The 25,929-nt window shown below is 43.2% G+C and carries 25 protein-coding genes; all 25 read right to left on the minus strand.

All coding sequences use genetic code 11. From position 1 onward, the window contains the following. Positions 1 to 8: 8 nt before the first annotated feature. Positions 9 to 983: a bifunctional riboflavin kinase/FAD synthetase gene (locus AC1MBV_RS01925; protein WP_480947439.1), complete on the minus strand. Its 975-nt coding sequence runs from the start codon at positions 981 to 983 to the stop codon at positions 9 to 11. A gap of 16 nt (positions 984 to 999) precedes the next feature. Further along, entirely contained in the window at positions 1,000 to 1,917 is a 918-nt protein-coding gene (truB, locus tag AC1MBV_RS01930; RefSeq protein ID WP_255746341.1) for a tRNA pseudouridine(55) synthase TruB, read from the minus strand. Between the two features lie 75 nt (positions 1,918 to 1,992). Continuing rightward, the gene (gene rbfA / locus AC1MBV_RS01935; protein WP_255746339.1) at positions 1,993 to 2,340 is read right to left on the minus strand and encodes a 30S ribosome-binding factor RbfA; all 348 of its coding nucleotides are present in this window, start codon (positions 2,338 to 2,340) and stop codon (positions 1,993 to 1,995) included. Positions 2,341 to 2,356: 16 nt separating this feature from the next. Next, entirely contained in the window at positions 2,357 to 2,638 is a 282-nt protein-coding gene (locus AC1MBV_RS01940) for a DUF503 domain-containing protein (RefSeq protein ID WP_255746337.1), read from the minus strand. Continuing rightward, complete coding sequence (infB, locus tag AC1MBV_RS01945) at positions 2,635 to 4,899, minus strand: translation initiation factor IF-2 (protein WP_255746334.1); 2,265 nt, start codon at positions 4,897 to 4,899, stop codon at positions 2,635 to 2,637. Before infB ends, AC1MBV_RS01940 begins: the two co-directional genes overlap by 4 nt. Positions 4,900 to 4,903: 4 nt before the next feature. Next, positions 4,904 to 5,221, minus strand: a complete 318-nt coding sequence (locus tag AC1MBV_RS01950; RefSeq protein ID WP_255746331.1) for a YlxQ family RNA-binding protein — start codon at positions 5,219 to 5,221, stop codon at positions 4,904 to 4,906. Further along, positions 5,211 to 5,495, minus strand: a complete 285-nt coding sequence (rnpM, locus tag AC1MBV_RS01955; RefSeq protein ID WP_255746328.1) for an RNase P modulator RnpM — start codon at positions 5,493 to 5,495, stop codon at positions 5,211 to 5,213. Before rnpM ends, AC1MBV_RS01950 begins: the two co-directional genes overlap by 11 nt. A gap of 13 nt (positions 5,496 to 5,508) precedes the next feature. After that, positions 5,509 to 6,654, minus strand: coding sequence for a transcription termination factor NusA (gene nusA, locus AC1MBV_RS01960; RefSeq protein WP_255746326.1), 1,146 nt, complete (start codon positions 6,652 to 6,654; stop codon positions 5,509 to 5,511). A 32-nt stretch (positions 6,655 to 6,686) separates the two neighbouring features. Continuing rightward, positions 6,687 to 7,160, minus strand: coding sequence for a ribosome maturation factor RimP (gene rimP / locus AC1MBV_RS01965; protein ID WP_255746323.1), 474 nt, complete (start codon positions 7,158 to 7,160; stop codon positions 6,687 to 6,689). A 121-nt stretch (positions 7,161 to 7,281) separates the two neighbouring features. Beyond that, positions 7,282 to 11,592: a PolC-type DNA polymerase III gene (locus tag AC1MBV_RS01970; RefSeq protein WP_480947440.1), complete on the minus strand. Its 4,311-nt coding sequence runs from the start codon at positions 11,590 to 11,592 to the stop codon at positions 7,282 to 7,284. A 118-nt stretch (positions 11,593 to 11,710) separates the two neighbouring features. Further along, a complete protein-coding gene (locus tag AC1MBV_RS01975; RefSeq protein WP_480947441.1) occupies positions 11,711 to 13,354 on the minus strand; it encodes a proline--tRNA ligase in 1,644 nt (547 codons plus the stop codon). A 49-nt stretch (positions 13,355 to 13,403) separates the two neighbouring features. Continuing rightward, a complete protein-coding gene (rseP, locus tag AC1MBV_RS01980; RefSeq protein WP_480947442.1) occupies positions 13,404 to 14,666 on the minus strand; it encodes an RIP metalloprotease RseP in 1,263 nt (420 codons plus the stop codon). Positions 14,667 to 14,686: 20 nt separating this feature from the next. Beyond that, entirely contained in the window at positions 14,687 to 15,835 is a 1,149-nt protein-coding gene (locus tag AC1MBV_RS01985; protein WP_255746313.1) for a 1-deoxy-D-xylulose-5-phosphate reductoisomerase, read from the minus strand. A 12-nt stretch (positions 15,836 to 15,847) separates the two neighbouring features. Continuing rightward, positions 15,848 to 16,639: a phosphatidate cytidylyltransferase gene (locus AC1MBV_RS01990; RefSeq protein WP_255746311.1), complete on the minus strand. Its 792-nt coding sequence runs from the start codon at positions 16,637 to 16,639 to the stop codon at positions 15,848 to 15,850. After that, entirely contained in the window at positions 16,636 to 17,418 is a 783-nt protein-coding gene (locus tag AC1MBV_RS01995) for an isoprenyl transferase (protein WP_255746309.1), read from the minus strand. Before AC1MBV_RS01995 ends, AC1MBV_RS01990 begins: the two co-directional genes overlap by 4 nt. A gap of 106 nt (positions 17,419 to 17,524) precedes the next feature. After that, positions 17,525 to 18,085, minus strand: coding sequence for a ribosome recycling factor (frr, locus tag AC1MBV_RS02000; RefSeq protein ID WP_255746307.1), 561 nt, complete (start codon positions 18,083 to 18,085; stop codon positions 17,525 to 17,527). Positions 18,086 to 18,088: 3 nt separating this feature from the next. Further along, entirely contained in the window at positions 18,089 to 18,814 is a 726-nt protein-coding gene (gene pyrH, locus AC1MBV_RS02005) for a UMP kinase (RefSeq protein WP_480948250.1), read from the minus strand. Between the two features lie 160 nt (positions 18,815 to 18,974). Beyond that, positions 18,975 to 19,856 (minus strand): translation elongation factor Ts, encoded by an 882-nt coding sequence (gene tsf / locus AC1MBV_RS02010; protein WP_480947443.1) that lies wholly within the window; start codon positions 19,854 to 19,856, stop codon positions 18,975 to 18,977. A gap of 93 nt (positions 19,857 to 19,949) precedes the next feature. Next, the gene (gene rpsB, locus AC1MBV_RS02015; protein WP_255746303.1) at positions 19,950 to 20,705 is read right to left on the minus strand and encodes a 30S ribosomal protein S2; all 756 of its coding nucleotides are present in this window, start codon (positions 20,703 to 20,705) and stop codon (positions 19,950 to 19,952) included. A gap of 149 nt (positions 20,706 to 20,854) precedes the next feature. Continuing rightward, positions 20,855 to 21,454 carry a hypothetical protein gene (locus AC1MBV_RS02020; protein WP_480947444.1) on the minus strand — a complete coding sequence of 200 codons (600 nt, stop codon included), beginning with the start codon at positions 21,452 to 21,454 and terminating at the stop codon, positions 20,855 to 20,857. Between the two features lie 19 nt (positions 21,455 to 21,473). Further along, positions 21,474 to 22,226, minus strand: a complete 753-nt coding sequence (locus AC1MBV_RS02025) for a FliA/WhiG family RNA polymerase sigma factor (protein ID WP_255746624.1) — start codon at positions 22,224 to 22,226, stop codon at positions 21,474 to 21,476. A 40-nt stretch (positions 22,227 to 22,266) separates the two neighbouring features. Beyond that, positions 22,267 to 22,749, minus strand: a complete 483-nt coding sequence (locus AC1MBV_RS02030; RefSeq protein ID WP_480947445.1) for a chemotaxis protein CheD — start codon at positions 22,747 to 22,749, stop codon at positions 22,267 to 22,269. Then, a complete protein-coding gene (locus AC1MBV_RS02035; RefSeq protein ID WP_255746296.1) occupies positions 22,746 to 23,360 on the minus strand; it encodes a chemotaxis protein CheC in 615 nt (204 codons plus the stop codon). The genes AC1MBV_RS02030 and AC1MBV_RS02035 overlap by 4 nt, the downstream gene beginning before the upstream one ends. Before the next feature lie 3 nt (positions 23,361 to 23,363). After that, positions 23,364 to 23,834 carry a chemotaxis protein CheW gene (locus AC1MBV_RS02040; protein ID WP_255746294.1) on the minus strand — a complete coding sequence of 157 codons (471 nt, stop codon included), beginning with the start codon at positions 23,832 to 23,834 and terminating at the stop codon, positions 23,364 to 23,366. Positions 23,835 to 23,846: 12 nt separating this feature from the next. After that, positions 23,847 to 25,928: a chemotaxis protein CheA gene (locus tag AC1MBV_RS02045; RefSeq protein ID WP_480947446.1), complete on the minus strand. Its 2,082-nt coding sequence runs from the start codon at positions 25,926 to 25,928 to the stop codon at positions 23,847 to 23,849. Between the last annotated feature and the right edge of the window lies 1 nt (position 25,929).

The raw sequence follows: 25,929 nt of genomic DNA on the forward strand, positions 1-25,929 counted from the left end.
AAAAGACGTTATTTAGACAAAAAATAGTTACGTGTATCTTCCTTATCTGTCTCCATTTGTTCAATCAAAGCTTCAGCACTGTCAAACTTTAATTCAGGCCTCAAACGTTTATACCAATTGATTCCCACTTTTTCATCATAAAGATTACCTTTGAAGTCGAGCACATAGACTTCAACAGTTTTTACTGCCTCATCTTTTTTGTAGAAAGTGGGACGGAGACCGACACTGCAAACGCCATTCAATGGTTCATTGTCTACGATCAATTGGACCGCATAAACCCCGTTTGGCGGCAAAAGAAACGCTTCATCTTCGTCAACATTAGCAGTTGGAAAACCTAAAGTGCGTCCGCGCTGGTCGCCATGGACCACAATTCCGGTTGTTCGATATGGATGATCCAACAATTTCGCAGCTTCCTCCAAATTTCCCTGCTCAATTAAAGAGCGAATATGGGTTGTGCTGATTTTAGCTCCGAACAATTCAACCTTAGGAACCATTGAATAACTAAACATACTTCTAGAGAATTCACCGATATTGCTCATGTTCCCCATCGCTTTTCGGCCGAACGTGAAATCATATCCTGCGACTACATGCTTGGCATGTAGTCGAATCAAGTATTCATCAACAAAATTCTGCGGCGACAATTGACTAAGACTGCGATCAAATTTAACAAAATAAAGAATATCCACGCCTAGCTCTTCTATCAGTTCAGCTTTCATTCCGTTAGGAGTCAATTCAGTGTCTCTTTTTGATTCCGGACTCAGTACAACGGACGGATGGGGGTAGAACGTCATGACCGCTGCTTCCAGACCTTTTTCTGCAGCAATCTTGACAGCCGTTTTAATCACCTTTTGATGACCAAGATGCACCCCGTCAAAATACCCTAACGCGATCACTTTCTCTTGATTGTCCATTTCTTCAATAAAAGGCCGACCGTCTAAAAAAACGCGCTCCATAATAAGCACCTTCAATTCTTGTAAACTCATACTTTGATCGGTATATTCATACCATCGCGTCGTTTGCAAGCACTTTATCGGGCTTAATCATGCCCGGTTTTTCCGGATGCAAACGATAGATTGCCAGACATTCATTCTGCTCATTGAAAACAGCATGCGGGCCCTCTCCAAAATCGGCAGGTGCCTTCAGCACCGCACCGTGAGCAATCTTTGCGGACAGTTTTTCATCAACGACCCAGCGGTTCATTAGGCTCAATCCATGCTCTAGCGGTCTCAATGCTTCGTTAAACTTTTTTCCCTCAAGCAGTTGTTCAATTTGCTCAAACGTTAAACAATCATCGATCGAAAATGGTCCGGCTTGACTACGTGTCATCCGATGCAAATGCGCAGGATAACCCAATTTCTCACCAACAGCAACAGCCAAGGTTCGAATATAGGTTCCTTTGCTGCTCATTACTTTAAATGGAAGATCTGTTGAAAACGATGCCTCTTCGCTGTCCACTTCAAACTGATAAATGGTCACTTTTCGAACAGGCGGTGTTACGTCAATACCCGCACGCGCATATTCATACAACTTTTTGCCATTTACTTTTACCGCACTGTACATCGGTGCAGATTGCTCAATCTCACCAAGAAAAGAGTGCATGACTTGTTCGATCTCAGTCCTATCAAAGCGTCTTTCTACTGGCCTATGTGCAATAACATCGCCGCTTGCATCCTCCGTTGTGGTCGAAGTACCTAATCGGATCACGCCTTGATACGCCTTGCTGAAATCTAATAAATATTGAGCAATTTTTGTTGCTCTGCCAAGACATAGAACTAAAACACCGTCGACCTCAGGATCAAGCGTTCCTGTATGACCTATTTTTCGAAACCCCAGCATTTTCCTTAACCGAAAGACACAGTCATGAGAAGTCATGCCCCTCGGTTTGAAGAGAGGCAACAAGCCGTTGTACTCTGGCATCATTTTTCCTCCCAAATCACGTGCCCTTCAAACACTAAAAACATCGTGGTTGAAAGGCACGTTTATAAACATTTGTTAATCTTTATGATGCAATTTATTAATCAATTGATCGATGTGACTGCCATATTCCACAGACTCGTCAACCTTAAAAGAAATTTCCGGCGTTTTACGCAAGCGGATTCGCTTCCCGATTTCTGTCCGAACAAAACCTTTCGCTTTGTTCAAGCCTTCGAGAGATGCTTTCTTTTTCTCATCATCGCCGAATATACTGATGTAAACCGTCGCTTCTTGAAGATCGCCTGTCACATCAACTCCGGTTACAGTCACGAAACCAACACGCGGGTCTTTAATTCTGTTGCCGATAATATCAGTCATTTCCTTTTTCATCTGTTCGGCGACGCGATGAACCCTTAAATTGGCCATGGAGTCAGCCTCCTTTTTAGAACCATTCGTAAATTGTATTCGTTCGCTCTATTTCTGTTTTGAAATCAATTAATGAAAGCGCACGTGCCAATTCACGCTCAACAGCTGTCTTCGAAGTTCCGATACAAGCAAAGGCAAGCTCTGTGCGTTGCCATGTATCCTGAAAATCCACTTCGCTGGCTGAAAGATTATGTCCGTTTACTGCTTTTCTCAAAATGCTCTGAATAACCGAACGTTTTTCCTTCAACGAGTGCGCACTGAAGAGCATGCATTCACAACGTACAATGCCGACGATCACTTAGGCTTGACCTCTTCCATTACATAGGCTTCCATTGTGTCGCCTTCCTTGATGTCATTGAAGTTTTCCAATGTTACGCCACATTCAAAACCGGCTTTAACTTCTTTAGCGTCATCTTTAAATCGTTTCAATGTGTCGACATGACCTTCATAAATAACGACACCGTTGCGCACAAGCCGAATGCCTGCATCGCGGGAAATCAAGCCGTCGGTAACATAGCAACCGGCAATGGTACCGATTTTGGATACTTTGAAAGTCGTACGGACTTCCAGCTGACCGACAACTTTTTCCTTAAATTCAGGATCAAGCATTCCTTTCATAGCGGCTTCCATTTCATCAATAGCATCATAAATAACACGGTATAAGCGAATGTCCACTTTTTCTTCTTCAGCAACTTTTTGAGCATGATTATCCGGACGAACATTGAACCCGATGATAATTGCGTTAGAAGCTGATGCAAGAATAATATCCGATTCGCTGATTCCGCCGGCACCGGCATGTATAATATTCACTTTTACTCCGTCGACATCGATCTTCTTTAACGAACCGGACAGAGCTTCGACGGATCCTTGTACATCTGCTTTAATAACAAGATTAATTTCCTTCATTTCGCCTTCCTTGATCTTTTCGAACAGATCGTCGAGGCTTACTTTGCTTGTTGTTTCCTTTCGCTCTGTGATGAGCGCACGTTCTGCACGAATTTCTCCGATTTGACGTGCCTTCTTCTCATCATCAAATACAATAAATTGATCGCCGGCTTGCGGTACATTATTCAATCCTGTAATTTCAACAGGAGTTGACGGCGTTGCTTTTTTCACGCGCCTGCCAATATCATTGACCATCGCACGTACACGTCCGTATGTGTTCCCGACAACAATGGGATCGCCGATATGAAGCGAACCATTTTGGACGAGCAAAGTCGCAACCGGTCCTTTTCCCTTATCCAATTCAGCTTCAATGACTGCCCCTCTTGCTGATTTATCAGGATTCGCTTTAAATTCCTCAACTTCTGCAACGAGCAGGATCATTTCAAGCAGATCATCAATCCCCGTACCCTTTTTAGCAGAAATTTTCACAAAAATGGTATCTCCGCCCCAATCTTCAGGAATAAGACCTTGATCGGAGAGTTCCTGCATGACGTGATCAGGATTTGCATTTGGCTTATCAATCTTATTAACCGCGACAATAATCGGAACTTTTGCTGCACGTGCGTGATGAATGGCCTCTATTGTTTGAGGCATCACTCCGTCATCCGCAGCAACAACCAATACCGTGATATCTGTAATTTCCGCTCCACGTGCACGCATCGTAGTAAATGCGGCATGGCCAGGTGTGTCAAGGAAAGTGATTTTTTTGCCGTTATGCATGACTTGATAGGCACCGATATGCTGTGTAATACCGCCTGCTTCGCCTGCGGTTACTTTCGTATGACGGATCGAATCGAGCAGGGTTGTTTTCCCATGATCGACGTGACCCATAATTGTGACAACAGGCGGGCGGATAATTGCGGTTTTTTCATCGATTTCAAGTCCGTCATCTTCAAAACTTGCTTCATCGATAATAACCTCTTCTTCAACCGCAACACCGTAATCGCTGGCAAGGAGTTCGATCGTATCCTTGTCCAAGTCTTGATTTTTCGTTGCCATGACACCAAGGGCCATCAATTTTTTAATAATATCAGTGGATGGCCGTCCCAGCTTCTCAGCAAATTGACCGACAGTTAGAGATCCGGACAACGTAATTTTTTCCGGCAATTTGATTTCAAGGCGTTGACGATTGGCTTGCTGAGCTCCGCCTTTACGCCTGTTATTCCGAAATCTGTTCCCGTTTCGTCGTCCACCGCCATAGTTATTATTGTTGTTGCTATTGCCGTTTCCCCCGAAACGATTGCGCTCATTATTATTACGGTTGCTGCCAGCAGATTTTTGATTGCTGCCGGCTCCGTTAGGCCGTCCGTTCACCGGTCTTGAACTTTTATCCTTGTTCCTGAATGTCGACTCTGTCTGGCTTGGCTTCTTTTCTTTTGTTTTTGTTTGATTCACTGGACCCTCTGCTTTGTTTTTATTCGGTTTCGCAGTCACTTTCTGTGCAGAAGAAACTGCGCCTCCGTTCATTTTTCGATTCAACTGATTCATTGCATTTTCTGCAATAATAGACATATGACTCTTAACGTCAAATCCCAATTCTTCTAATTTCGATATAATAACCTTGCTCGATACATGATGTTCTTTAGCATATTCATATACGCGCATTTTACTCATATATTCACCCCCGTGTTGATGGTCCGATCCTTTCGATCAGCCGGCCTGCGAAACCACTGTCCGTGACCGCTATGATCACGCGCGAAGGCTGACCGATCGCTTGGCCGAGCACCTCTCTATCCGGTACGGTCAAAAGCGGAACATGATAGTAGCTGCACTTATTTCCAATTGTCTTTTTAGTTCGCTCAGAAGCATCGGCCGATAAAAGCACCGCCTCAGCCTTGTTTTGGCGAATCAAACGCAGAACGGTTTCCTCTCCGGAGCTTACTTTTCCCGCCCTCTGTGCGAGTCCCAGAAATTGCATCCATTCTTTATTGGACATCGGCCGTATGTGTCTCCAAATAGTCAAGCATTTCATCAAAAACATGTTCAGGCACAGGAACGCCTAATTGCCTGGAGAGCAGGTTTTTATTTTTCGCTTTCTGAACACATTCTGTTTTTTTGGAGAGGTATGCGCCACGTCCGTTTTTCTTCCCCGTCAAATCAAGAGATACTTCTCCCTCAGGAGAACGAACGATACGGAAAAGGCCTTTTTTTTCGGTTGATTCCTGGCAGGCAATGCACTTTCGCAACGGAATCTTTCGCTGTTTCGGCATTGAAATAGCCTCCTTAGCCTTGCTCGTTTTCAGGTGAATCCTCAGAATCCGCAGATGTATCAATCAAGTCTTCAGACTGAACTTCGCCGGTCTCTGAAACAGTTTCATCATCAAAGAGACCGATCTCTTCTGCTTCGGACTCACTCTTTATGTCAATTTTCCATCCGGTCAATTTTGCTGCCAAACGGGCATTCTGTCCACGTTTGCCAATGGCAAGCGAAAGCTGATAATCAGGAACAACGACCGTTGTCGCCTTTTCCTTTTCATCTACAATCACTTTTACCACTTTTGAAGGACTCAGTGCATTCGCGACATACGTTACCGGATCTTCTGACCAGCGAACAATATCAATTTTTTCGCCTTTCAGTTCATTAACAATGGTTTGTACGCGAGCACCTTTCTGCCCAACACATGCACCGACAGCATCCACTGCAGGATCCGCTGCATGTACTGCAATTTTCGAGCGATCGCCAGCTTCTCGAGAGATTGATTTAATTTCAACTGTTCCATCATAAATTTCCGGAACTTCCAATTCAAATAAACGCTTAAGCAGACCCGGATGAGTCCGAGACACCGTAATCATCGGTCCTTTTTTCGCGTCTTCTACCTTCGTCAGGTAGACTTTGATGCGGTCGTGCGGATGATAGGTTTCATTCGGCATTTGTTCTGTCTGTGGAAGCAGCGCTTCAACACGACCCAAATCGACGTAAATAAATCGATGATCGATTCTTTGAACAATTCCCGTCATAATATCATCTTCACGATCAATAAATTCAGAAAAAATCACGCCGCGCTCAGCTTCTCGCACGCGCTGAGTGACGACCTGTTTTGCTGTTTGTGCAGCAATACGCCCAAAATTGCGCGGGGTCACTTCAATCTCTACAGTATCGCCGACTTGATAATGAGGATTCAAGCCTTTTGCCTGCTCTAGTGAAATTTGCAGGTTATTGTTCTCAACTGCCTCAACGATTTCTTTTCGGGCATATACCTTGATCTGTCCCAAACCCTCATTAATATCCACCCGCACATTCTGCGCCTGATCAAAATTTCGTTTATACGCGGAAATAAGTGCAGCTTCTAAAGCATCCAGCAGAACTTCTTTGCTGATCCCTTTATCTTTTTCCAGTGCGGTGAGCGCTTCTAATAAATCACTGCTCATTTTGTTCTCCCCTTTTTCTCGGCAGTTCTATACTAAAAAATGATCGCAAGTCTGCTGCTCGCAATCTTGTCAAAGGGAAGAGTTACATGATTCACTCTCGTTTTGTTCTTGATTGCGAGTACAACATAATCCTTGTTCACTTCAGTCAGGTTGCCCTCGAATACTTTGGCACCATCAATAGGTTCATAGGTGGTCAGATGGACATCTTTTCCCACAGCTTTCTCGAAGTCTCCGAACTTCTTCAACGGGCGTTCTGCACCTGGTGAAGACACTTCAAGAAAGTAAGCTTCTTTTATCGGATCTTTCTCATCGAGAACTTCACTCAGTTTTTCGCTGACAGCCGCACACGTATCCAGATCGACGCCGCCTTGAGGGGTATCAATAAAAACGCGCAAAAAACGGTTTTTGCCCTCTTTGACGTACTCGATATCAACGAGTTCCAGATTCATTTCGCGCAAAATCGGGGAAATCAAGTCATCTGTCATCTTCGCAACAACGCTAGCCATTTTCAGCCTCCTTTTGAAAATGAAAGAGTGGGAATTTCCCACTCTTTGCAGACGAACTATTTCCAGTATTTCCATAAACACTATATCATACCCATCTGCTCAAGGCAAGAAAACCATAATGTCAGAACAGAGACAGCTGGTTCGCATCCGGCATACCTTCCAAACAGCCTTGACCATCAAGAAATTCAAGAACTGTCTTCGATATTTTCGCTCTTCTTTGCAAGTCCTCTTTCGACAAAAACTCTCCGTCTTCTCGTGCTTTGGCGATCGCTTTTGCAGCGTTCGTACCGACGCCCGGAATCGCATTAAAAGGTGGAATGAGTGTATCTCCTTCGACAAGAAAACGCGTCGCATCTGAACGGTATAGATCAACTGATTGAAAACTGAGTCCGCGTTCACACATTTCCAGTGCAACTTCCAGGACGGTTAACAAGCTCTTCTCTTTAGGAAGCACGTCATTGCCCTTTTTCTCAATTTCATCCATCTTGAGTCGAATCGCATCAGATCCGCGCTTCATAACATCCACGTCAAAATCATCAGCCCGAACAGTGAAATAGGTTGCATAGAATAAGACAGGATAATGTACCTTAAAATAGGAAATCCGGATTGCCATTAAAACATAAGCGGTCGCATGCGCCTTTGGAAACATGTATTTGATCTTAAGACATGAATCCATATACCAGCTTGGTACGTTATTCTCCTTCATTTCGTCTATCCATTCATCATTTAGTCCTTTGCCCTTTCGCACGGACTCCATGATTTTGAATGCATGCGACGGTTCAAGTCCCTGGTGCATCAAATCAATCATGATATCATCACGACAGGAAATAACGTCACGAAGGACGCAAGTTCCGTCTTCAATTAGTACTTGAGCATTGCCCAGCCATACATCGGTTCCGTGTGACAAACCTGAGATCTGGACTAGTTCGGCGAAAGTCGTCGGCTTAGTGTCCTCAAGCATCTGGCGCACAAATCGTGTGCCGAATTCCGGAATGCCGAGCGTTCCTGTCTTACAGCGAATTTGTTCACCAGTAACACCAAGCGATTCAGTTGTACTAAAAATCTTCATGACTTCCTTATCATCCGTCGGTATGGTCTTTGGATCAATGCCGCTCAAATCCTGAAGCATACGAATCACGGTCGGATCGTCGTGTCCGAGAATGTCAAGTTTCAGTATATTATCGTGAATCGAATGAAAATCGAAGTGCGTTGTTTTCCATTCTGCTGTCTTATCATCCGCTGGAAATTGAACAGGTGTAAAATCGAAAATTTCCATATCACGCGGAACAACGACGATTCCGCCGGGGTGCTGACCGGTTGTGCGTTTTGCTCCTGTGCAGCCTGCCGCGAGTCTGTCACGTTCTGCACCTCTGAAGCTTGCACCAGTATCTTCTTCATAACCCTTGACATAACCGTAAGCCGTTTTATCGGCAATGGTACCAATTGTACCGGCACGGAATACTTTGTCCTCACCAAAAAGTACCTTTGTGTAGTTATGTGCAACGGGTTGATAATCACCTGAAAAGTTCAAATCAATATCGGGCACTTTGTCACCCTTAAATCCGAGAAACGTTTCAAAAGGTATATCATGGCCTTCTTTTGTCATTGCCGTGCCGCATTCAGGACACGCCTTATCCGGCAAATCAAAACCGCAGGCAACTGAGCCGTCTGTGAAAAATTCAACATGATGACATGACGGACACAGGTAATGCGGCGGCAGCGGATTGACCTCAGTAATCTCCAGCATCGTCGCAACAAGCGACGATCCGACGGATCCTCGTGATCCAACCAGATAGCCGTCGGAAAGCGATTTTTTCACAAGCTTGTGCGCAATGAGATAAATGACTGAAAAACCGTGACCAATAATGCTTTTCAGTTCTTTATTCAGCCGCTTTTCCATGAGTTCCGGAAGGTGTTCTCCGTAAAGCGCATGTGCTCGGCTATACGTTTTTTCTTTAACTTCATCTTCAGCACCGTCGATGGTCGGCGTATAAAGTTTATCTTTGACAGGCAACACATCTTCAATTTGATCAGCAATCGCGTTTGGATTGTCCACAACAACCTGTTCGGCCTTCTCTTCTCCTAAGAAACTCATGCAGTCGAGCATTTCATCCGTTGTCCGAAAATGTACATCCGGCTGAGTTTGACGATTAAGCGGATTGGCAGCTTGGGAAGTGATCAGGATCTTCCGGTAAATCTTATCATGCTCATCAAGATAGTGTACATCACCTGTTGCAACAACCGGCTTGTTCATTTTTTCGCCAAGTTTCACCAATTTAATCATGACATCTTTAAGTGCAAGTTCATCGCGAACAATGCCCTTTTCAACAAGGTGCTGATAGTTGGACGGAGGCTGAATCTCGATATAATCATAGAATTCTGCGACCTTCTCGGCAAGTTCAGCTGACTTCTGCATCATCGTCTCGAACAACTCACCTTTGTCACAACCTGATCCGATGAGCAATCCTTCACGGTATTTGCTTAACACGGAACGCGGAATTCTTGGTACTCGAAAGAAGTATTTAACGTGTGCAATTGATATTAATTTGTACAAATTTTTAAGTCCCGTCTGATTCTTCACAAGCAGAATGATGTGAGAAGGACGGATGCGATCCATGTTTCCCTTACCTAGATTATCATTAAGCTGATCATGATAGATCATTCCTTTTTCAGCAGCATCCTTCAACATCTTCCAGGCAAGATAGCCTGTTGCCTCTGTATCATAAATCGCACGGTGGTGATGGGTCAGTTCGATGTTGAAAGCCTTACATAACGTATCCAGTTTATGATTTTTAAACTCAGGGTAAAGAAAGCGCCCAAGTTCAAGAGTGTCAATGACCGGATTATCCGCCTTTTCATGTCCTAATTTTTGGTAGGCAGTATTCAGGAATCCCATATCAAAAGTAGCATTATGTGCAACAAGAATTGCATCTCCGGCAAACGCTTTGAATTCTTCAACCACTTGATCCGCATCAGGGGCATCCGCTAACATCTGATCTGTAATACTGGTCAACTCAATAATTTTCTGCGGTAGTGGATGATGCGGGTTAGCAAATTGATCAAATTTCTCCAATACCTCGCCATTTTTTATTTTAACGGCCGCAAGTTCAATAATTGTGTCGTAGACTGCGGATAAACCTGTCGTTTCCACGTCAAATACAACGTATGTATCATCTGAGAGAAGGCGATGTGCCATGTTATAAGCAATCGGCACACCGTCATCGATCAGGTTTGCTTCAACTCCGTATATTATCTTTATACCGTTCTTTTGTCCGGCAGAATAGGCTTCTGGATAAGATTGAGCAACACCATGGTCCGTAATGGCAATAGCGCGATGTCCCCACTGCTTCGCGCGTTTGATTAATGCTGAAGCAGTAACTACGGCATCCATTTGGCTCATCACAGTATGTGCATGCAATTCCACACGCTTATGTCCTTCCGGTGCCGTGTCTTCTTTTTTATTTGGCGTAATTTCTTCAATATCATTTGCGATCATGACCAAGTCTCTGACAAAGCTGTCATTTTGCACACCGCCGCGCACTTTAACCCACATACCTTTTTGCATAGTGCCAAATTTTGCCGCGTCCTCTTTGTCTCGCGAAAAAACCTTGACCATAAGCGAATCAGTATAATCGGTTACTTTAAAAAGGAGTAAAGTACGACCGCTCCGCAATTCTCGAATTTCCGAATCAAAGACATAGCCTTGAATGGTTATTCTGCGCTCCTCATCCTGAATTGTTTCTATGGACACAGGCTCATCACGAATATCATAGCCAATTTTAAACGGCCCTGAATCAACACCGCCTGATGTATCCTCTGCATCCTTTTTCTTTTGCCGTTCAACCATCGCTTCTACTACTTTTTGCTGATCTTCAGCCTCACGTTGTTTAACAAATGTATCAAAAGCTTTTGAACGATCTTCAGAATTTATTTTTATATCCAGCGAAATTGGAGGGAATCCAAAAACGCGAATTTTTTCATTTAGTGCCTTGGGTATTTTTCGTTTTAGCAGTCCCGCTTCCGTTTCACTGTTTGCAGCAAAGATAAGTTGGCGGTCATGAAGTTCAGGCTGTTGCCTGCACAAGCACATCTTTAATGCAGGAAACTCCTGACTCAGCTGCTGACTGATCGGCTTCCAATAATCAGCAAAGTTCGGATCAGCACCCTCAGATTTTCGTGACTGAATGGTGAAAGTGACATTGGGAACAACGGTTTGAAAATGCTTTTGAAGATTGGCTGCCAACCATTCATACACCTGGTATGGCAGAATATCATCAAGCTGAAATTCAAAATGCCATCGCTTCTCTGTGCGAAATACCGAGAGTTTCTCAATTTCACCCTGTTCAAAGTAGCGATCAATCCATTCCTGTGGCGTTTCAATATGATTAAGGAGCATTGCAAAGCGCTCCGTTTTGGATGTTGCGTCGGACATCGTCCCAACTCCTTTCTCTATAATTCTACTAAAACATTCAAGAGATTGCTATTGACGAACCGTTACTTCCTAATTGAATAAAAAAAGGAGCGCAGACGGCTCCTTAGAATTTCAAAAATTAATCGAGTGTTTGCAGCAAGTCGCTAATTGCTGATGGCAACTCGCTGACCGGCGTCTCGACACGTTCTTTTTCCCTGCGTGAAGCAAGTTCAATGATGTTTTCAGACGCCTTTTTCCCAACAATCACCTGAACCGGGCAGCCAATCAGCTCACTATCGGCAAATTTAACACCGGGACGTTCTTTCCGATCATCCCAAAGTACATCATAGCCCTGATTAATAAGCTGCTGATACAGGTCATCGGATAACTTAAACTGTTCATCATTTTTCGGATTGACTGTAATCAAATGAATAGTAAACGGTGCTAATGATTTCGGCCAAATCATTCCGTTATCATCATGATATTGTTCACATACAGCCGAAAGTGTCCTGGAAACACCAATTCCATAGCAACCCATAATAAGTGGTTTCGCCTTACCATTGGCATCTAAATATGTTGCGTTCATGGCTTCAGAATATTTTGTCCCGAGTTTGAACACTTGACCAATTTCAATGCCTCGTGCAAATTTGATATTGCCTTGTCCGTCTGGTGACGGATCACCTTCTTTAATGAAACGCAAATCACCATACTGCTGAATTGCCAAGTCACGATCAGGATCAAGATGAAAATAAGTCATATTCTCAGCTGCATTGTAAAATACAGTAGAAGACAGATGTTTTAGCGCATTATCTGCGAAAATAAGAACACCTTTTTCAGGATTGATTGCGTCCGGATTTACCTCTTCAAGCGGTTCAATCAAATCCGTGTTAAGCACATTTTTAACTTTGACATCATTGATTTCATCTTCAGCTTTTATGAATACAACGACTGTCTCCGTTCGAGTTTTAAACCAATGTGCAGCTATCTTAATCTCTCCGTCAATTTCTTGATTTCCGTCAACTTTTTCTAGGGGCAATGAATCGCTTTTTTCAGATGCATCCGTGTCAAGAACTGCAGCCATTTCTAAGTTAGCCGCATAATCGGAACGATCGGAATAGGCAATTGTGTCTTCACCAATTTCAGCAAGTGCCTGAAATTCATGAGTATCCTTTCCACCGATTGCACCCGAATCCGCCAGTACTGCGCGAAATTTCAAGCCGCACCGTTCAAAGATCCTGCAATAAGCATGGTACATATCCCAATAAGCCTTATCCAAGCTTTCTGCAGAATCATGAAACGTGTAGGCATCTTTCATGATAAATTCGCGACCGCGGAGCAGGCCGAAACGTGGTCTCTTTTCATCCCGAAATTTCGTTTGAATTTGATACACATTCATAGGCAATTTCTTATAGGAATTGAGGAAATCGCGAACTAAACTCGTAATCAACTCTTCGCCTGTCGCACCTAGTGCAAAATAGCGACCGTGGCGATCTTTAAGTCTCATTAATTCAGGACCGTATACATCCCATCGTCCTGTTTCATGCCATAATTCCGCGGGCTGCATGGCCGGCATTAATAATTCTTGAGAACCTGCACCGTCCATCTCCTCGCGAATAATGGTTTCAATTTTTTTAATAATTTTATAACCGAGCGGTAAATAAGAATAAATGCCTGCCGCATTCTGACGAATAAAGCCTCCACGAAGCAGAAGCCGATGGCTCGCAGATTCAGCGTCAGCCGGTGTCTCCTTCATCGTAGGAATGAACATCTGGCTTTGTTTCATTAATGACCACCTCAAATCGTTGAAATCATTTCTTTGTTCCATCAATTATCTAACGCGTAAAAAGGTTCTGCAGATCATTCCAAGTCACAAGCAGCATCAACAGCATGAGAAATGCAAATCCGATAAAATGAACCAGTGCTTCTTTTTGAGGCTCAACAGGCTTGCCGCGCAGAGCTTCTACAATAAGAAACAAAAGTCGACCGCCATCAAGAGCAGGAAGCGGAAGCAGGTTGATGACAGCTAAATTCACGCTGAGAAAAGCAGTCCAGTTTAACACAAAAAACAAGCCCTGTGATACTACTTCACCTGTTGCGTGATAAATGCCAACAGGTCCCGCAAGATTATTCAAATTGAAACCACCGGTAACCAGCATCTTCAAACCGGCAAATTCCATTTTAATCCAATAATAGGTTTGTGTGAAACCGGCTCCGACCGATTCGATAAAGGAATGGTGCGTCGGTTGGTAGACACCTATAACACCTTCCGCCTTGCCATTCTCACCCTTGCGCTGCCCGGTAATCAGATCAATTTGCTTCTGCTGCCCATCACGTTTAATCGTAATATTTATTTTTTCTTTAGGATGTTTACTTACATAGCTAACGATATTTTCCCAGCTGTTTGTCTGTTTTCCGTCGATCTTTATAATATGGTCACCTGCCATCAGGCCAGACTTCTCAGCAGGATAACCTTGGATCACTTTGCCAAGCTGCGGCGTATCAGAAGGGACTCCTTGAATGCTGAAATAAATAACAAAGATAACAACCGCTAAAATCAGATTCATAAAAGGGCCAGCAAAAATAGTTAAAAAACGAGCCAGCAGAGGTTGCGAAGCGAATTGGCGGTCGCGCGGCGCAATTTGAAAGTCTTGATTATCGGATACATAGGTCGCATCTCGCTCAATAGCGTAACGGGCGATCGGTCCCTCTTCTTCTTCATAGCCGGTGAGACAAAGTTCATTTTCCAAATCGCAATGTTCAACAGTAATGAAACGAGCATCCGGATATTTTTCAAGATGATCGCACACGATCCGTGATACACGGTTGTGTTCATTCAAGAAAAAGGCAATATGCTGTCCGGGCTTAATTTCTATTTTTTCCGGATCCTCACCCGCCATACGCACATAGCCACCGATTGGAAGCAGCCTCAATGTATAAACTGTTTCGCCCTTTTTGATCGCAAATAATTTCGGGCCGAAACCGATCGCGTATTCTCGGCACATAATACCGGAGCGTTTAGCGACGATCAAATGCCCGAATTCATGAATTGAGACGAGCAGTCCGAAAATGATAATAACGATAATCAAAGTTTCCACGAGCGAGACACCTCTGCCTTTTAATTTATTTGATTCATGACATAAGCTCGGGTTTCCTTATCAACAGCCTCAATAGTCCTTAAATCAGGTGCTTTAATAAGTTGATGGTGCCCAAGTGCCTGTTCAACATAGCGTTCAATATCAAGAAACGCAATTTTTTCCGACAGAAATGCTTGAACCGCAACTTCATTTGCTGCATTTAATACAGTTGGCATCGAACCCCCGGCTTTGCCAGCTTGATAAGCTAATGATACACATGGAAAACGTTGCATGTCCATTTTTTGAAAATGCAAACTGCCGATTTCACATAAATTCAGTGTTCTCGTTTGCTTGAGTGCCAGCCGAGAAGGATAGGTAAGTGCATATTGAATCGGAACGAGCATACTGGGGCATCCTAGCTGCGCAATGACACTATGATCAGCATATTCAACTAACGAGTGAACAATACTCTCCCGGTGAATAACCGTATCAATTTTTTCATAGGGCAGATCAAACAGCCAATGCGCTTCAATTACTTCTAAACCTTTATTCATCATGGTAGCCGAATCAATTGTGATCTTTGCACCCATTGACCAGTTTGGGTGATTAAGAGCATCTTTAACCGTAACTCCGGCAAGTTCATCGCGATTCTTGTCTCTGAAACTGCCGCCAGACGCGGTAATGATTATGCGTGACACAGCTGAGCGATCTTGACCCTGCATGGATTGAAAAATTGCCGAATGCTCACTGTCAAGCGTGAGGATACGCACACCAGAATCTTTTGCCCGTTTCATCACGATATGCCCTGCCGTAACCAGCGTTTCCTTGTTCGCAAGACCAATGGTTTTCCCTGCTTCGATCGCAGCAAGTGTGGGTTCAAGTCCCACACTTCCGAGCACAGCATTAACCAAAAAATCTGCCTCCGAGAAAACTGCCACTTCAATCATTCCCTCAATACCATAAACAAGTTTGATCCCATCATCGAGTTGAATCCGCAATTTATCTGCAACTTGCTTATCCTTAACCGATACTAATTGAGGTTTGAATTCATGAATAATCGGCAGTGCTGCATCAATATTCTGACCGAATGCCAATGCGGCAACTGAAAATTGATCCGAGTGTTCACGAACAACCCTTAAAGTTTGAATGCCAACTGATCCCGTTGCCCCTAGCAAGCTGATTTTCTTCAAAATGCGACCCCCTTATCCGATGAATCCCAATACATATAATAATGGAAGTACAAAGATTAAACTGTCAAATCGATCCAACAGACCGCCGTGTCCTGGTAGGATTGTACCCGAATCTTTTACACCATAAAACCGTTTAATCGCAGATTCCACCAAATCCCCAAGCTGTCCAAATACTGAAATGAGTAAAGCAACCATAAACAGCATCGGCCATGACCCAAATAAAGGATACCCGATAATCAGCTGAAACAGTGCTGCGACAACTAAAGCCGCGATTATAGCCCCAATTGAGCCTTCTCGCGTTTTGTTTGGGCTGATATACGGTGCAAGTTTATTTTTGCCCAGCTTGCGCCCCACAAAGTAGGCTCCGCTGTCCGTAGTCCAAATAATGATTTGAACAAAAAATACAAGAGCGAGGCTGTCAAGCCGAATGCGAACAAGTAATTGGAAAGGGATGCTTATGTAAAAAACAGCAAGAAACAGATAAGCAGAGTGTGCAAATGAAAAACGATTTTTAGTCACGACATTTAAACTTACAAGCAGAAGAACCAAAAGCACAACCAGCTTTGGCCAAATCGAATGAAAGATGAGCGGAGATATCCACTCACCGCTGACAATGATTGCAACCGCTAATGCACCGATAAGGACCTCCGGCGAATAGGCAGGCATTTTATTCATTTCAGCAAGTTCAAGATAACTAATTACTGCTATGGCCGCTGCAAGAAGGGCAAAAGGAACGGAGCCGATCCACAGTAAAGCTAAATAGAAGGCACCTGCCAAAATACCTGTAATAACTCTCTGTTTCAATCGTTTTCGCTTCCTTCCTTTAAGCCGCCATATCTGCGCTGTCTCGTTGCAAAAACATGCACAGCTTCTTGCAGACTGCGTTCGTTAAAATCAGGCCAAAATTCTTCTGAAAAGTAGAGTTCAGTATAGGCAAGCTGCCAAAGCATAAAATTGCTTAGCCTGATCTCTCCTCCAGTACGAATCAACAGATCAGGATCCGGCAGGGCAGGGCTCATCATATGTTCTGCAATCTTCTGTTCGGTTACATCTTCAAGACTGAGATGATGGTTGCTCACTTCTTGAATAATATCCTGCACGGCATGAACAATCTCAGCATGGCTGCCATAATTAAGTGCAAAGTTCAAGATTAAACCAGTGTTGTCTTTTGTACGCTCAATTGCACTTTTAATCGCGTGCAGCGTATATGTCGGAAGGCGTGACAAATCACCCATTGCCTGAACTTGAACATTTTGTTCTACTAATTCAGTCAAATAGGTATTTAAAAATTGTTGTGGCAGTTTCATCAAAAATTCTACTTCCGCTTTTGGCCGTTTCCAATTTTCCGTTGAAAAAGCAAAAAGGGTGAGAACCTTTACGCCAAGCCGATCTGCCTCTCTTGTAACTCTTTTTATCGTTTTCATTGCTTCGCGATGTCCGGCAATTCTTGGCAGTCCTCTTTTTTTTGCCCAACGCCCGTTTCCGTCCATAATAATTGCAACGTGCTCCGGCATTCTGCCAGATTCCTTCACATGCTGCGGACTCTCCGTTTTTTCCCTATGTAAGGAAAATTTCTCAAACATTGATTTTCCCCCATTACTGATACTGAACATCCAGAGCGCAGTTTATTTGAAAACAAACAATGTACCTTGGAATAGTGTATGGTGTCAGTTTGGCTTATTTCTTACCTTAAATGTCCATCATTTCTTTTTCTTTTTCTGTTGCAACTTGATCAATCGTCTTGATGGTGTCATTGGTCAACTTTTGAACATCATCTTCAGCTTCTCTGACATCATCTTTTGTTAGTTCATTATTTTTTGCCATTTTTTTAATTTGATCATTTGCATCGCGTCGAACGTTGCGAATGGCAATCTTGGCTTCTTCAGCCATTTTGCGTACAAGTTTCACAAGTTCCGCGCGCCTTTCTTCAGTCAACGGAGGAATAGCAATTCTGATCACATTGCCGTCATTTGTCGGCGTAATACCGAGATCAGATTTCATGATTCCTTTTTCAATATTTGCCAATGCCGTACGATCATATGGCTGCACAAGCAGCAAACGTGCTTCAGGAACTGTAATTGACGCCACTTGATTCAAAGGTGTCTCAGCTCCGTAATATTCAACAGTTACTTTATTGAGTAATGACGGATTCGCCCTGCCTGCGCGAACTGTAACCAATTCACGTTGAAATGCCTTAACAGCTTTTTCCATACGTTCTTCTGCATTTTTAAATAGTTCCGATTGAGCCATTAATTATCGCCCCTTTACGACTGTGCCGATGTCTTCTCCCAAAACGGCACGCTTAATATTTCCTTCTTCAGAAAGTGAAAAGACAATCAAAGGAATATCGTTATCCATACTTAGTGAAGAAGCGGTAGAATCCATAACCTGCAGTCCTTCATTAAGAACACGCAAGTATGAAATTTCTTTATATTTTTTTGCAGTTTTATCAACTTTAGGATCAGCAGAGTAAACGCCGTCCACGTTATTTTTCGCCATCAAAATCACATCAGCTTCAATTTCTGCAGCACGCAGAGCAGCAGTTGTGTCTGTAGAGAAATAAGGATTGCCCGTACCAGCAGCAAAGATAACGACACGTCCCTTTTCCAAGTGACGAATCGCTCTTCTGCGAATATACGGTTCTGCTACTTGTCTCATTTCAATAGATGTTTGAACACGTGTTTCCACCCCGATACCTTCAAGGCAATCTTGGAGAGCGAGCGCATTGAGGACGGTAGCCAGCATGCCCATATAATCCGCCTGTGCGCGATCCATGCCCATTTCACTGCCTGCCTTGCCTCTCCAAATGTTTCCGGCGCCGCAAACGATGGCTACTTCAACACCCAATTCGACAACGTCTTTGACTTGCTTTGTAATCGAACGGATTATGCTCGGTTCAATACCAAATCCGTTTGCACCTGCCAGCGCTTCTCCACTTAGTTTTAAAATGACCCGCTTATATCTCGCCTTTTCCGGCATCTTCATTGCACCTCTCATTGGATAATTTTAAAAAAAGGGGCACGTAACCCGTGCCCCATTGTAATCCCTTGCTCTGTTTCATCGGGTGTTGAAAACCGCAAAACGGTTATTTGACGGTTGCTATAGATATCGTCGTTCAACAGTCACCTTACAGGCGCAATTATTGTTTCATTTGTGCTTTTACTTCATCAACAAAGTTATCTTCTTTTTTCTCGATCCCTTCGCCTACTTCATAACGTACAAAGGCAAGGACGTCGGCATTTTTGCTCTTCAGATATTCCTTTACAGTGACGTCACCGTCTTTAACAAACGGTTGATCAACAAGGCAAATTTCCTTGAAGAATTTTTTGATTCTGCCGACAACCATTTTTTCCACGATATTTGCCGGTTTTCCTTCGCCAAGCGCTTCTTGTGTCAGCACTTCTTTTTCATGGGCAACAACATCAGCAGGAATTTCATCTTCCTTAAGATATTGTGGGCGAATGGCTGCCACATGCATGGCGATGTCTTTTGCAACGGCTTCATCAGCGCCTGCAACCTTTGTCAAGGCCGCGATGCGTCCGCCCATATGCAGATAGGAGCCGAATACTTCAGCATCAGTCTTTTCCACAATTGAAAAGCGGCGCAAAGAAATTTTTTCACCAATTTTAGAAATCGCAGCCGTAATCGTATCGGCTACCGTTTCACCTGCTGACGTCTTCTGAGTAAGTGCCTCTTCTACAGTAGCAGGTTCATTGTCAAGCAGATGCTGAGCAAGCACATCAATAAGTGCCTTAAACTCTGCGTTTTTCGCAACAAAGTCCGTTTCAGAGTTCACTTCAAGAGCCACGGCTTTATTGCCGTCTATTTTGATTTCTGCCAAGCCTTCAGCAGCGATACGTCCGGATTTCTTTGCAGCCTTAGCCATGCCTTTTTCGCGAAGCACATCGATCGCTTTCTTAATGTCGCCTTCTGCATCAGCAAGCGCACGTTTGCAATCCATAATCCCTGCGCCTGTCAGTTCACGTAATTCTTTTACTTGTTTTGCACTAATTGCAGCCAATGAGAGTCCTCCTTTTTTGTCTTCCCTAAGTTTTCGTGAAAAGAGTGATAAAGGGCTAGCCCCTTATCACCCCACTAAATGCTTTAACTTTAATTATTCTGCTTTAACAGGTTCCTCAGCAGCAGCTTCAGCCGGCACTGGTTGAGCAGCGGCTTCTTCTGTTTCTTCGCCTTGGTTTGCTTCCAAAACTGCGTCTGCCATCTTACCGGTCAGCAGTTTCACAGCACGGATCGCGTCATCATTTCCTGGGATGATAACGTCGATTTCATCTGGATCGCAGTTTGTATCAACAATTGCGATGATCGGAATATTCAATTTATGTGCTTCAGCAATTGCAATGCGCTCTTTGCGCGGATCAATAACAAACAGTGCCTGCGGAATACTCTCCATATTCTTGATACCGCCCAAGAATTTTTCAAGACGAGCCCATTCTTTCTTTAATCCAACGACTTCTTTCTTTGGCAGCACATCAAAAGTGCCGTCTGCTTCCATTTTTTCAATATCTTTCAGACGTCTGATTCTCTTGCGAATCGTTTCAAAGTTAGTAAGTGTTCCGCCTAACCAGCGTTGATTTACAAAGAATTGACCTGAACGTTCCGCTTCAGCCTTAACAGAATCCTGAGCTTGTTTCTTTGTGCCGACGAACAGAATCTTTCCTCCGTCAGCAGCAATATCTCTAACGAAATTATAGGCTTCTTCAACTTTCTTAACCGTTTTCTGCAAGTCAATGATGTAGATACCGTTTCTTTCCGTAAAAATATACGGCTTCATTTTCGGGTTCCAGCGGCGTGTCTGATGACCGAAATGCACACCGGATTCAAGTAATTGTTTCATTGAAATAACTGACATGAAAAAAATTCCTCCTAATATGGTTTTATTCCTCCGTCTGCATCATTTTCGTGTGCGGCTGAATCGCTTCAGCACCCGCGCATAAATCAACAGACGTGTGTGATTGACACCAAACGTAACTATACCATACTCTAAACAACATAGCAAGATTAGGATTGAACTTTTCCTTGCAATTTAAGCAGCAGTTCGATCTCGCCGGTTCCACGATTCATTTCTTTAGCAATTTCCGTATCTGAATAGCCTTTATTTTTTAATTTCATTGCTTTCAGATACGGAGATTCTTCTACTTGGTCCTTAATATCCTCGATCGGGGGCATCCATCCTTCGTTACTTTCCTCAAGATTAACAGATGGGTCTGTTTTTTTGCTCGTTGATTCCCTCATGGATTGCACCAATTCAGCATTATTTAGCGTTTTGGCAAAAGATTGATCTGATCCTTCTGTATCAGATTCTTTCTGTTTCGACGCAGCTGTTTTCGCTCTTGAATTTGTTTTTCTTGTACGCTTAGTTTTAGATACGCTTGCTTGTTCAGCAGCATGTTTCGTTAGCAGTGCCCTTACTTCTGAAAGAAATTGCTCATTTTCCACGCGAACTGCCTCAATGTGCTCGGCAAAGGTTTTTTTGGCTTCTTCAATGTTTTGCGACGACAGGTCTTGCTGCAGAATTCTGATTCTTTGATAGAGATGCAAAATGAGATATAGAGCTAAAAGCAGTAAAACAAAATTAAGTGTTACCCAAAAAGCTGTCAATGCATTCACCTCACATTATTTATGTAGTTTTCATTTCATTTGCACTAAGATATTGGCGCAGTTTGAAAAGCGCTTTACTATGAATTTGCGAGATACGTGAAGTCGATAGATTTAAAATCTGCCCAATTTCAGTTAGCGTAAGTTCTTCAAAATAAAAGAGAGAAACAACTAACCGTTCTTTCTCACTGAGTTTGTCAATTTCTTTTGCAAGCTGTGCCCGGTCCTCCTGATCTACCAAACGTTTTTCCGGAAGCACCGCATGATTATCTTCAATAGAAGACGACGAACCTTCGCCTCCTTTTCCTGAGGAGCTGTCATCAAGTGAAATTAGATTGGACAGCAAGCTCTCGGATAAGACCTGCGACACTTCTTCTGGAGACAGGCCGCAAACATCAGCTACCTCTTCCAGTTTTGCAGATCGCATTTTGGCTTGTTCAATTTGCTCCGCTGCCTTTTCAATTCTTTTGCTTTTCTCACGTGTTGATCGCGGCATCCAATCTTCTTTGCGCAATCCATCTAAAATTGCTCCACGAATTCGAAACGATGCGTATGTATCAAATTTTAAGTCTCTCTGACGATCAAATTTTTCCAGGGCATCGTAAAGTCCAAGCAAACCGAAACTTTGAAGTTCGCCACGGTCGATATTTCGCGGCAATCCGGACCCGATCCGCTGTACGTGGTAATTAACAAGGGGCATATAGAGTTCAAGAAGACAATTTGCGGCCTCTGCATCATGGGACTGAATCCAGCGGTCCCAATACTTTGATTCCATGGTTTCGGACTTTCCCAATTGTCTTCCCTCCTTTGTTTACTTAAATGATACGTTTCCCCTTAAATATAGCATGAATCGTCAAGTTACAGGTTTCCGTCAAAAACTCAACAGTTCGTCCATAATCAGCACCCGTTTCTTCTGCAACTACCGGAATATGATGCGCAGAGAGTTGATTCCTAACTGCTTCAACATTTCTGCTTCCAATACTCCCCATCGGAAGCAATTTCGTCGTTTTAAACATCTCTGCACCCCCGGCAATTTTTGCTTTCAACTGAGAAATTGGGCAATCATAATACTCCGTCATCTTTTTTAGTAATGCAGGAACAGCAGTGTCCGCATATTTTCCAAGTGGATACGTCGTTGTTCGAGCGAGCGATGAATCAGGCAGCATAACATGGGCCATTCCGGCAACTTGTTTCTGATCATGGTAAATCACGACGCCAACACATGACCCAAGGCCAAGTGTTTTCAGTGTCTCCGGGCATTCGGCAAATTTAATCTCAGACAGACCGACGTGGATCACTTGGAATACTTCCCTTCTGCGATGTCAAAAATCGCATCCAAAGAATCAGGAAAGGGCAGAAATAAGAATTCGCCATTCAGTCTGCTTCCTCTCTGTCGATCAAAGAGAACAGCATCAATAAGCAGTGCAGATTCATCATATAGTGATAATTCAACTAAGCCCTCACTCAGAATTGCTCCCGCCATATCCACTGCATAAACCGGCGGTGACTGGGTAAGAGGAATGTTGAGAAAAGATGCCAACGCTGACAAGTAGGAGCCGCAAAGAATGTTGCTGATTTCGCAAAACGCTGATTTGCCCATGGCATCGTCAAGTACATTACTGCCAGGAACAAGTTCTTCTATCAGCATATTCGCCTGATCAACAGCAAACATCATGAAGAAAAAGCCCCTAAATCCGCCATCCACTTGAATGTAAGAGGCAGCGACATGTTTTTCAGCGTCGTTATCAATTAAATCGGCAATGGGCATCACGTGAACAGACGGGATTCTCATGTCAATCGGTTTATTTAATAGAACGGACAAAGATGAAGCAGCATGTGCAGCACCGATGTTCCCTGATTCCTTAAGCAAATCAAGATGCGGGGTTCGCAATTCATTTAAGTTGTGCATGAATCAGCCCTCTATTTTCTGCAGAGCTGCAACGTCATCTCGATTAAGCACTTGATCAAGATTCAGGAGGAGCAGCAATTTGTTTTCTCCAATTTGAGCGACGCCATTTAAATAGGTCGCAGACGGTCCGCCGATAATTTCCGGTGCCTTTTCAATCTTACCTTTTTCAATATCTAAGACCTCTTTAGAAGTATCAACAAGCAACCCGACTTTCATTTCCTCTACGTCAACAACGATGATTCGGCTTTCTTTTGTTACTTCAGATTCACCCATTTGAAAGCGCCGGCGAACGTCAACAATGGGTATGATTAATCCGCGCAAATTCATCACACCTTCAATGAATGAAGCTGCATTTGGAAGACGTGTAATGGTATCTACTTTTTCAATGGACAATACTTGTTCTACCGGTACTCCGTACGTTTCAGCATTCATTTCAAACAGTATTACCTTCATGATTTCATCCTGATCTGCCATGTGACACCCTCCTCAAGCTTGTTCTTTCAAGTACTTTTTCTTCTGTTTTGCGATGATTGCCTGGCAATCAATAATCAAGGCAACCTTGCCGTCGCCGAGTATCGTTGCGCCTGAAAAACCCGACACATTTTTCAGATACTTGCCAAGCGGTTTCACGACAATATCCTGATAACCAAGTAATTTGTCTGCAGTCAAGGCAACATGCTTATCGCCATGATGAACCATTACTACAGATGAACCTCTCTGGTTGTCCTCTTGACTGCCCTCTTTAACTTCAGAGCGAATTGATAAATACTCATCAAGATTAACAATCGGTACAATTTGTTCATGGTATTCCATAACGTTCTGATCATGGATTGTCAGCATCTCAATATTTCGTTTTAGTGCTGTTTCAGCAATCGATGAGATAGGAATTGCATAAATTTCTTCATGGCATTGCACAAGCAGTGCATTTATAATCGATAAAGTCAATGGTAATTTCACCGTGAATTTTGATCCAATTCCGGGTGCAGAATCTACTTCAACGGTGCCGCTTAATGAGTGGATCTTGCTTTCAACTACATCGAGACCAACACCTCGACCTGAAATGTCTGAAATTTTGTCCGCAGTACTGAAGCCGGAAGCGAAAAGTAAATGATATACATCTTTGTCAGTCAATTTTTTCGCAGCTTCTTTCGTGACGACATTTTTCTCAATCGCTTTAGAAAGTACTTTTTCTCGATTAATCCCTGCACCATCGTCCTCAATTTCTACAAAAACATGATTTCCGCTATAGAAAGCACTGAGCGACAGCGTTCCTTGAGGGTCTTTTCCTTTTTCTATCCTAATTTCCGGTGTTTCAATGCCATGATCCATTGAATTTCGAATCATATGCATGAGTGGGTCGCCTAATTCTTCGATTACTGTGCGGTCCAGTTCAGTTTCAGCGCCTTTTATGACAAAGTTTACATTCTTATTCAGTTCCTTAGACAGACTGCGAACCATTCTTGGAAACCTGTTGAATACTTGTTCAATCGGCTCCATACGCAAATTGAGAATGGTTTCCTGAAGCTGATTTGACACGCGTTTAATTGTACCAACCGTGTCTTTAAGATCTCCACTATCAATTTCGGAAGCTATTTTTTCAAGCCGTCCGCGATCAATAATTAATTCTTCAAATAGATTCAACAACTGGTCAATTCGATCAAGATTTACACGAATCGTTTTAGCTACGGCAACCGGCTGATGAGCACTCGCCGATTTATTAGGAACCTTTGCTTGTTTTTCCTGTTTCTTCGAACCAATCTCCTGTGCCAGCGGACTCTGTTCAACTGGCTGCTTTTCTTCTACAGTAGTTATAGGGGTTACTGTAACTTTTGCAATTTCTGAAACTCCATTTATTTTTTCCAGAACTTGCTGTTCTTCAGTATCCGTTGCAATTAGAAAGCCCAGTTGCTGATCAAATGCTTCTTTCTCAATTTCTTCTGTTGAAGGACGTGTGCCGATGATTGTCCCAATCTCTTCTATAGCATTGGAGATCATTAACGCTCTTGCCGCTTTGAGCACGCAATCTTTATTTAGCACGACAACTGTTTCAAAAACTTGCATTTTTTGTTCCTGGACTTGAGAAATAACTTCTTTTTCATAATCCGTTAGATTTATAGTTTCTCCATGAATGGATGCATTGGAACTACTCGTTTCCGTTTTCTTTTCTGCTTGTTTCGAATTGGTCTGTCCACCCGAAGTGATGGCTTGAAGCTTCTGTACGGTAGCGGCTACATCACATGCATCACTGCCGCTCTGCTCAATTGAGTCGGCCATTGCTTCAAGATGATCCATTCCTTCAAAAAGAACATCGATCATCTCTGAATTGACACGAATACTTTGATGACGAAGTGCATCGAATACATTTTCCATGATGTGCGTCAGTTCCATCATGTTTTGAAAGCCCATTTGTCCGGAGCTTCCTTTTAATGTATGTGCAGATCTGAAAATACTATTAATCAGTTCAGGATCGTCCGCATTCTGCTCCAGTGTCATCAGTTTATCATTCAAGTTTTGCAAATGTTCTCTTGCCTCGTCAAGAAACACGCCTAAATATTGACTCATATCCATG

This window comes from Sporolactobacillus sp. PKPK-6 (assembly GCF_056678885.1).

Coding starts and splice junctions, on each gene's coding strand:
- AC1MBV_RS02035 (WP_255746296.1), bottom strand. CDS start 23,360: ATGCACAACTTAAATGAATTGCGAACCCCGCATCTTGATTTGCTTAAG.
- AC1MBV_RS01970 (WP_480947440.1), bottom strand. CDS start 11,592: ATGTCCGACGCAACATCCAAAACGGAGCGCTTTGCAATGCTCCTTAAT.
- pyrH (WP_480948250.1), bottom strand. CDS start 18,814: ATGCCGGAAAAGGCGAGATATAAGCGGGTCATTTTAAAACTAAGTGGA.
- AC1MBV_RS01925 (WP_480947439.1), bottom strand. CDS start 983: ATGAGTTTACAAGAATTGAAGGTGCTTATTATGGAGCGCGTTTTTTTA.
- AC1MBV_RS01995 (WP_255746309.1), bottom strand. CDS start 17,418: ATGTTTGAGAAATTTTCCTTACATAGGGAAAAAACGGAGAGTCCGCAG.
- truB (WP_255746341.1), bottom strand. CDS start 1,917: ATGCCAGAGTACAACGGCTTGTTGCCTCTCTTCAAACCGAGGGGCATG.
- AC1MBV_RS01975 (WP_480947441.1), bottom strand. CDS start 13,354: ATGAAACAAAGCCAGATGTTCATTCCTACGATGAAGGAGACACCGGCT.
- AC1MBV_RS01950 (WP_255746331.1), bottom strand. CDS start 5,221: ATGTCCAATAAAGAATGGATGCAATTTCTGGGACTCGCACAGAGGGCG.
- AC1MBV_RS02025 (WP_255746624.1), bottom strand. CDS start 22,226: ATGGAATCAAAGTATTGGGACCGCTGGATTCAGTCCCATGATGCAGAG.
- frr (WP_255746307.1), bottom strand. CDS start 18,085: ATGGCTCAATCGGAACTATTTAAAAATGCAGAAGAACGTATGGAAAAA.
- rnpM (WP_255746328.1), bottom strand. CDS start 5,495: ATGCCGAAACAGCGAAAGATTCCGTTGCGAAAGTGCATTGCCTGCCAG.
- rbfA (WP_255746339.1), bottom strand. CDS start 2,340: ATGGCCAATTTAAGGGTTCATCGCGTCGCCGAACAGATGAAAAAGGAA.
- AC1MBV_RS02040 (WP_255746294.1), bottom strand. CDS start 23,834: ATGGCAGATCAGGATGAAATCATGAAGGTAATACTGTTTGAAATGAAT.
- nusA (WP_255746326.1), bottom strand. CDS start 6,654: ATGAGCAGTGATTTATTAGAAGCGCTCACCGCACTGGAAAAAGATAAA.
- infB (WP_255746334.1), bottom strand. CDS start 4,899: ATGAGTAAAATGCGCGTATATGAATATGCTAAAGAACATCATGTATCG.
- AC1MBV_RS02045 (WP_480947446.1), bottom strand. CDS start 25,928: ATGGATATGAGTCAATATTTAGGCGTGTTTCTTGACGAGGCAAGAGAA.
- rpsB (WP_255746303.1), bottom strand. CDS start 20,705: ATGTCAGTTATTTCAATGAAACAATTACTTGAATCCGGTGTGCATTTC.
- rimP (WP_255746323.1), bottom strand. CDS start 7,160: ATGGCTAGCGTTGTTGCGAAGATGACAGATGACTTGATTTCCCCGATT.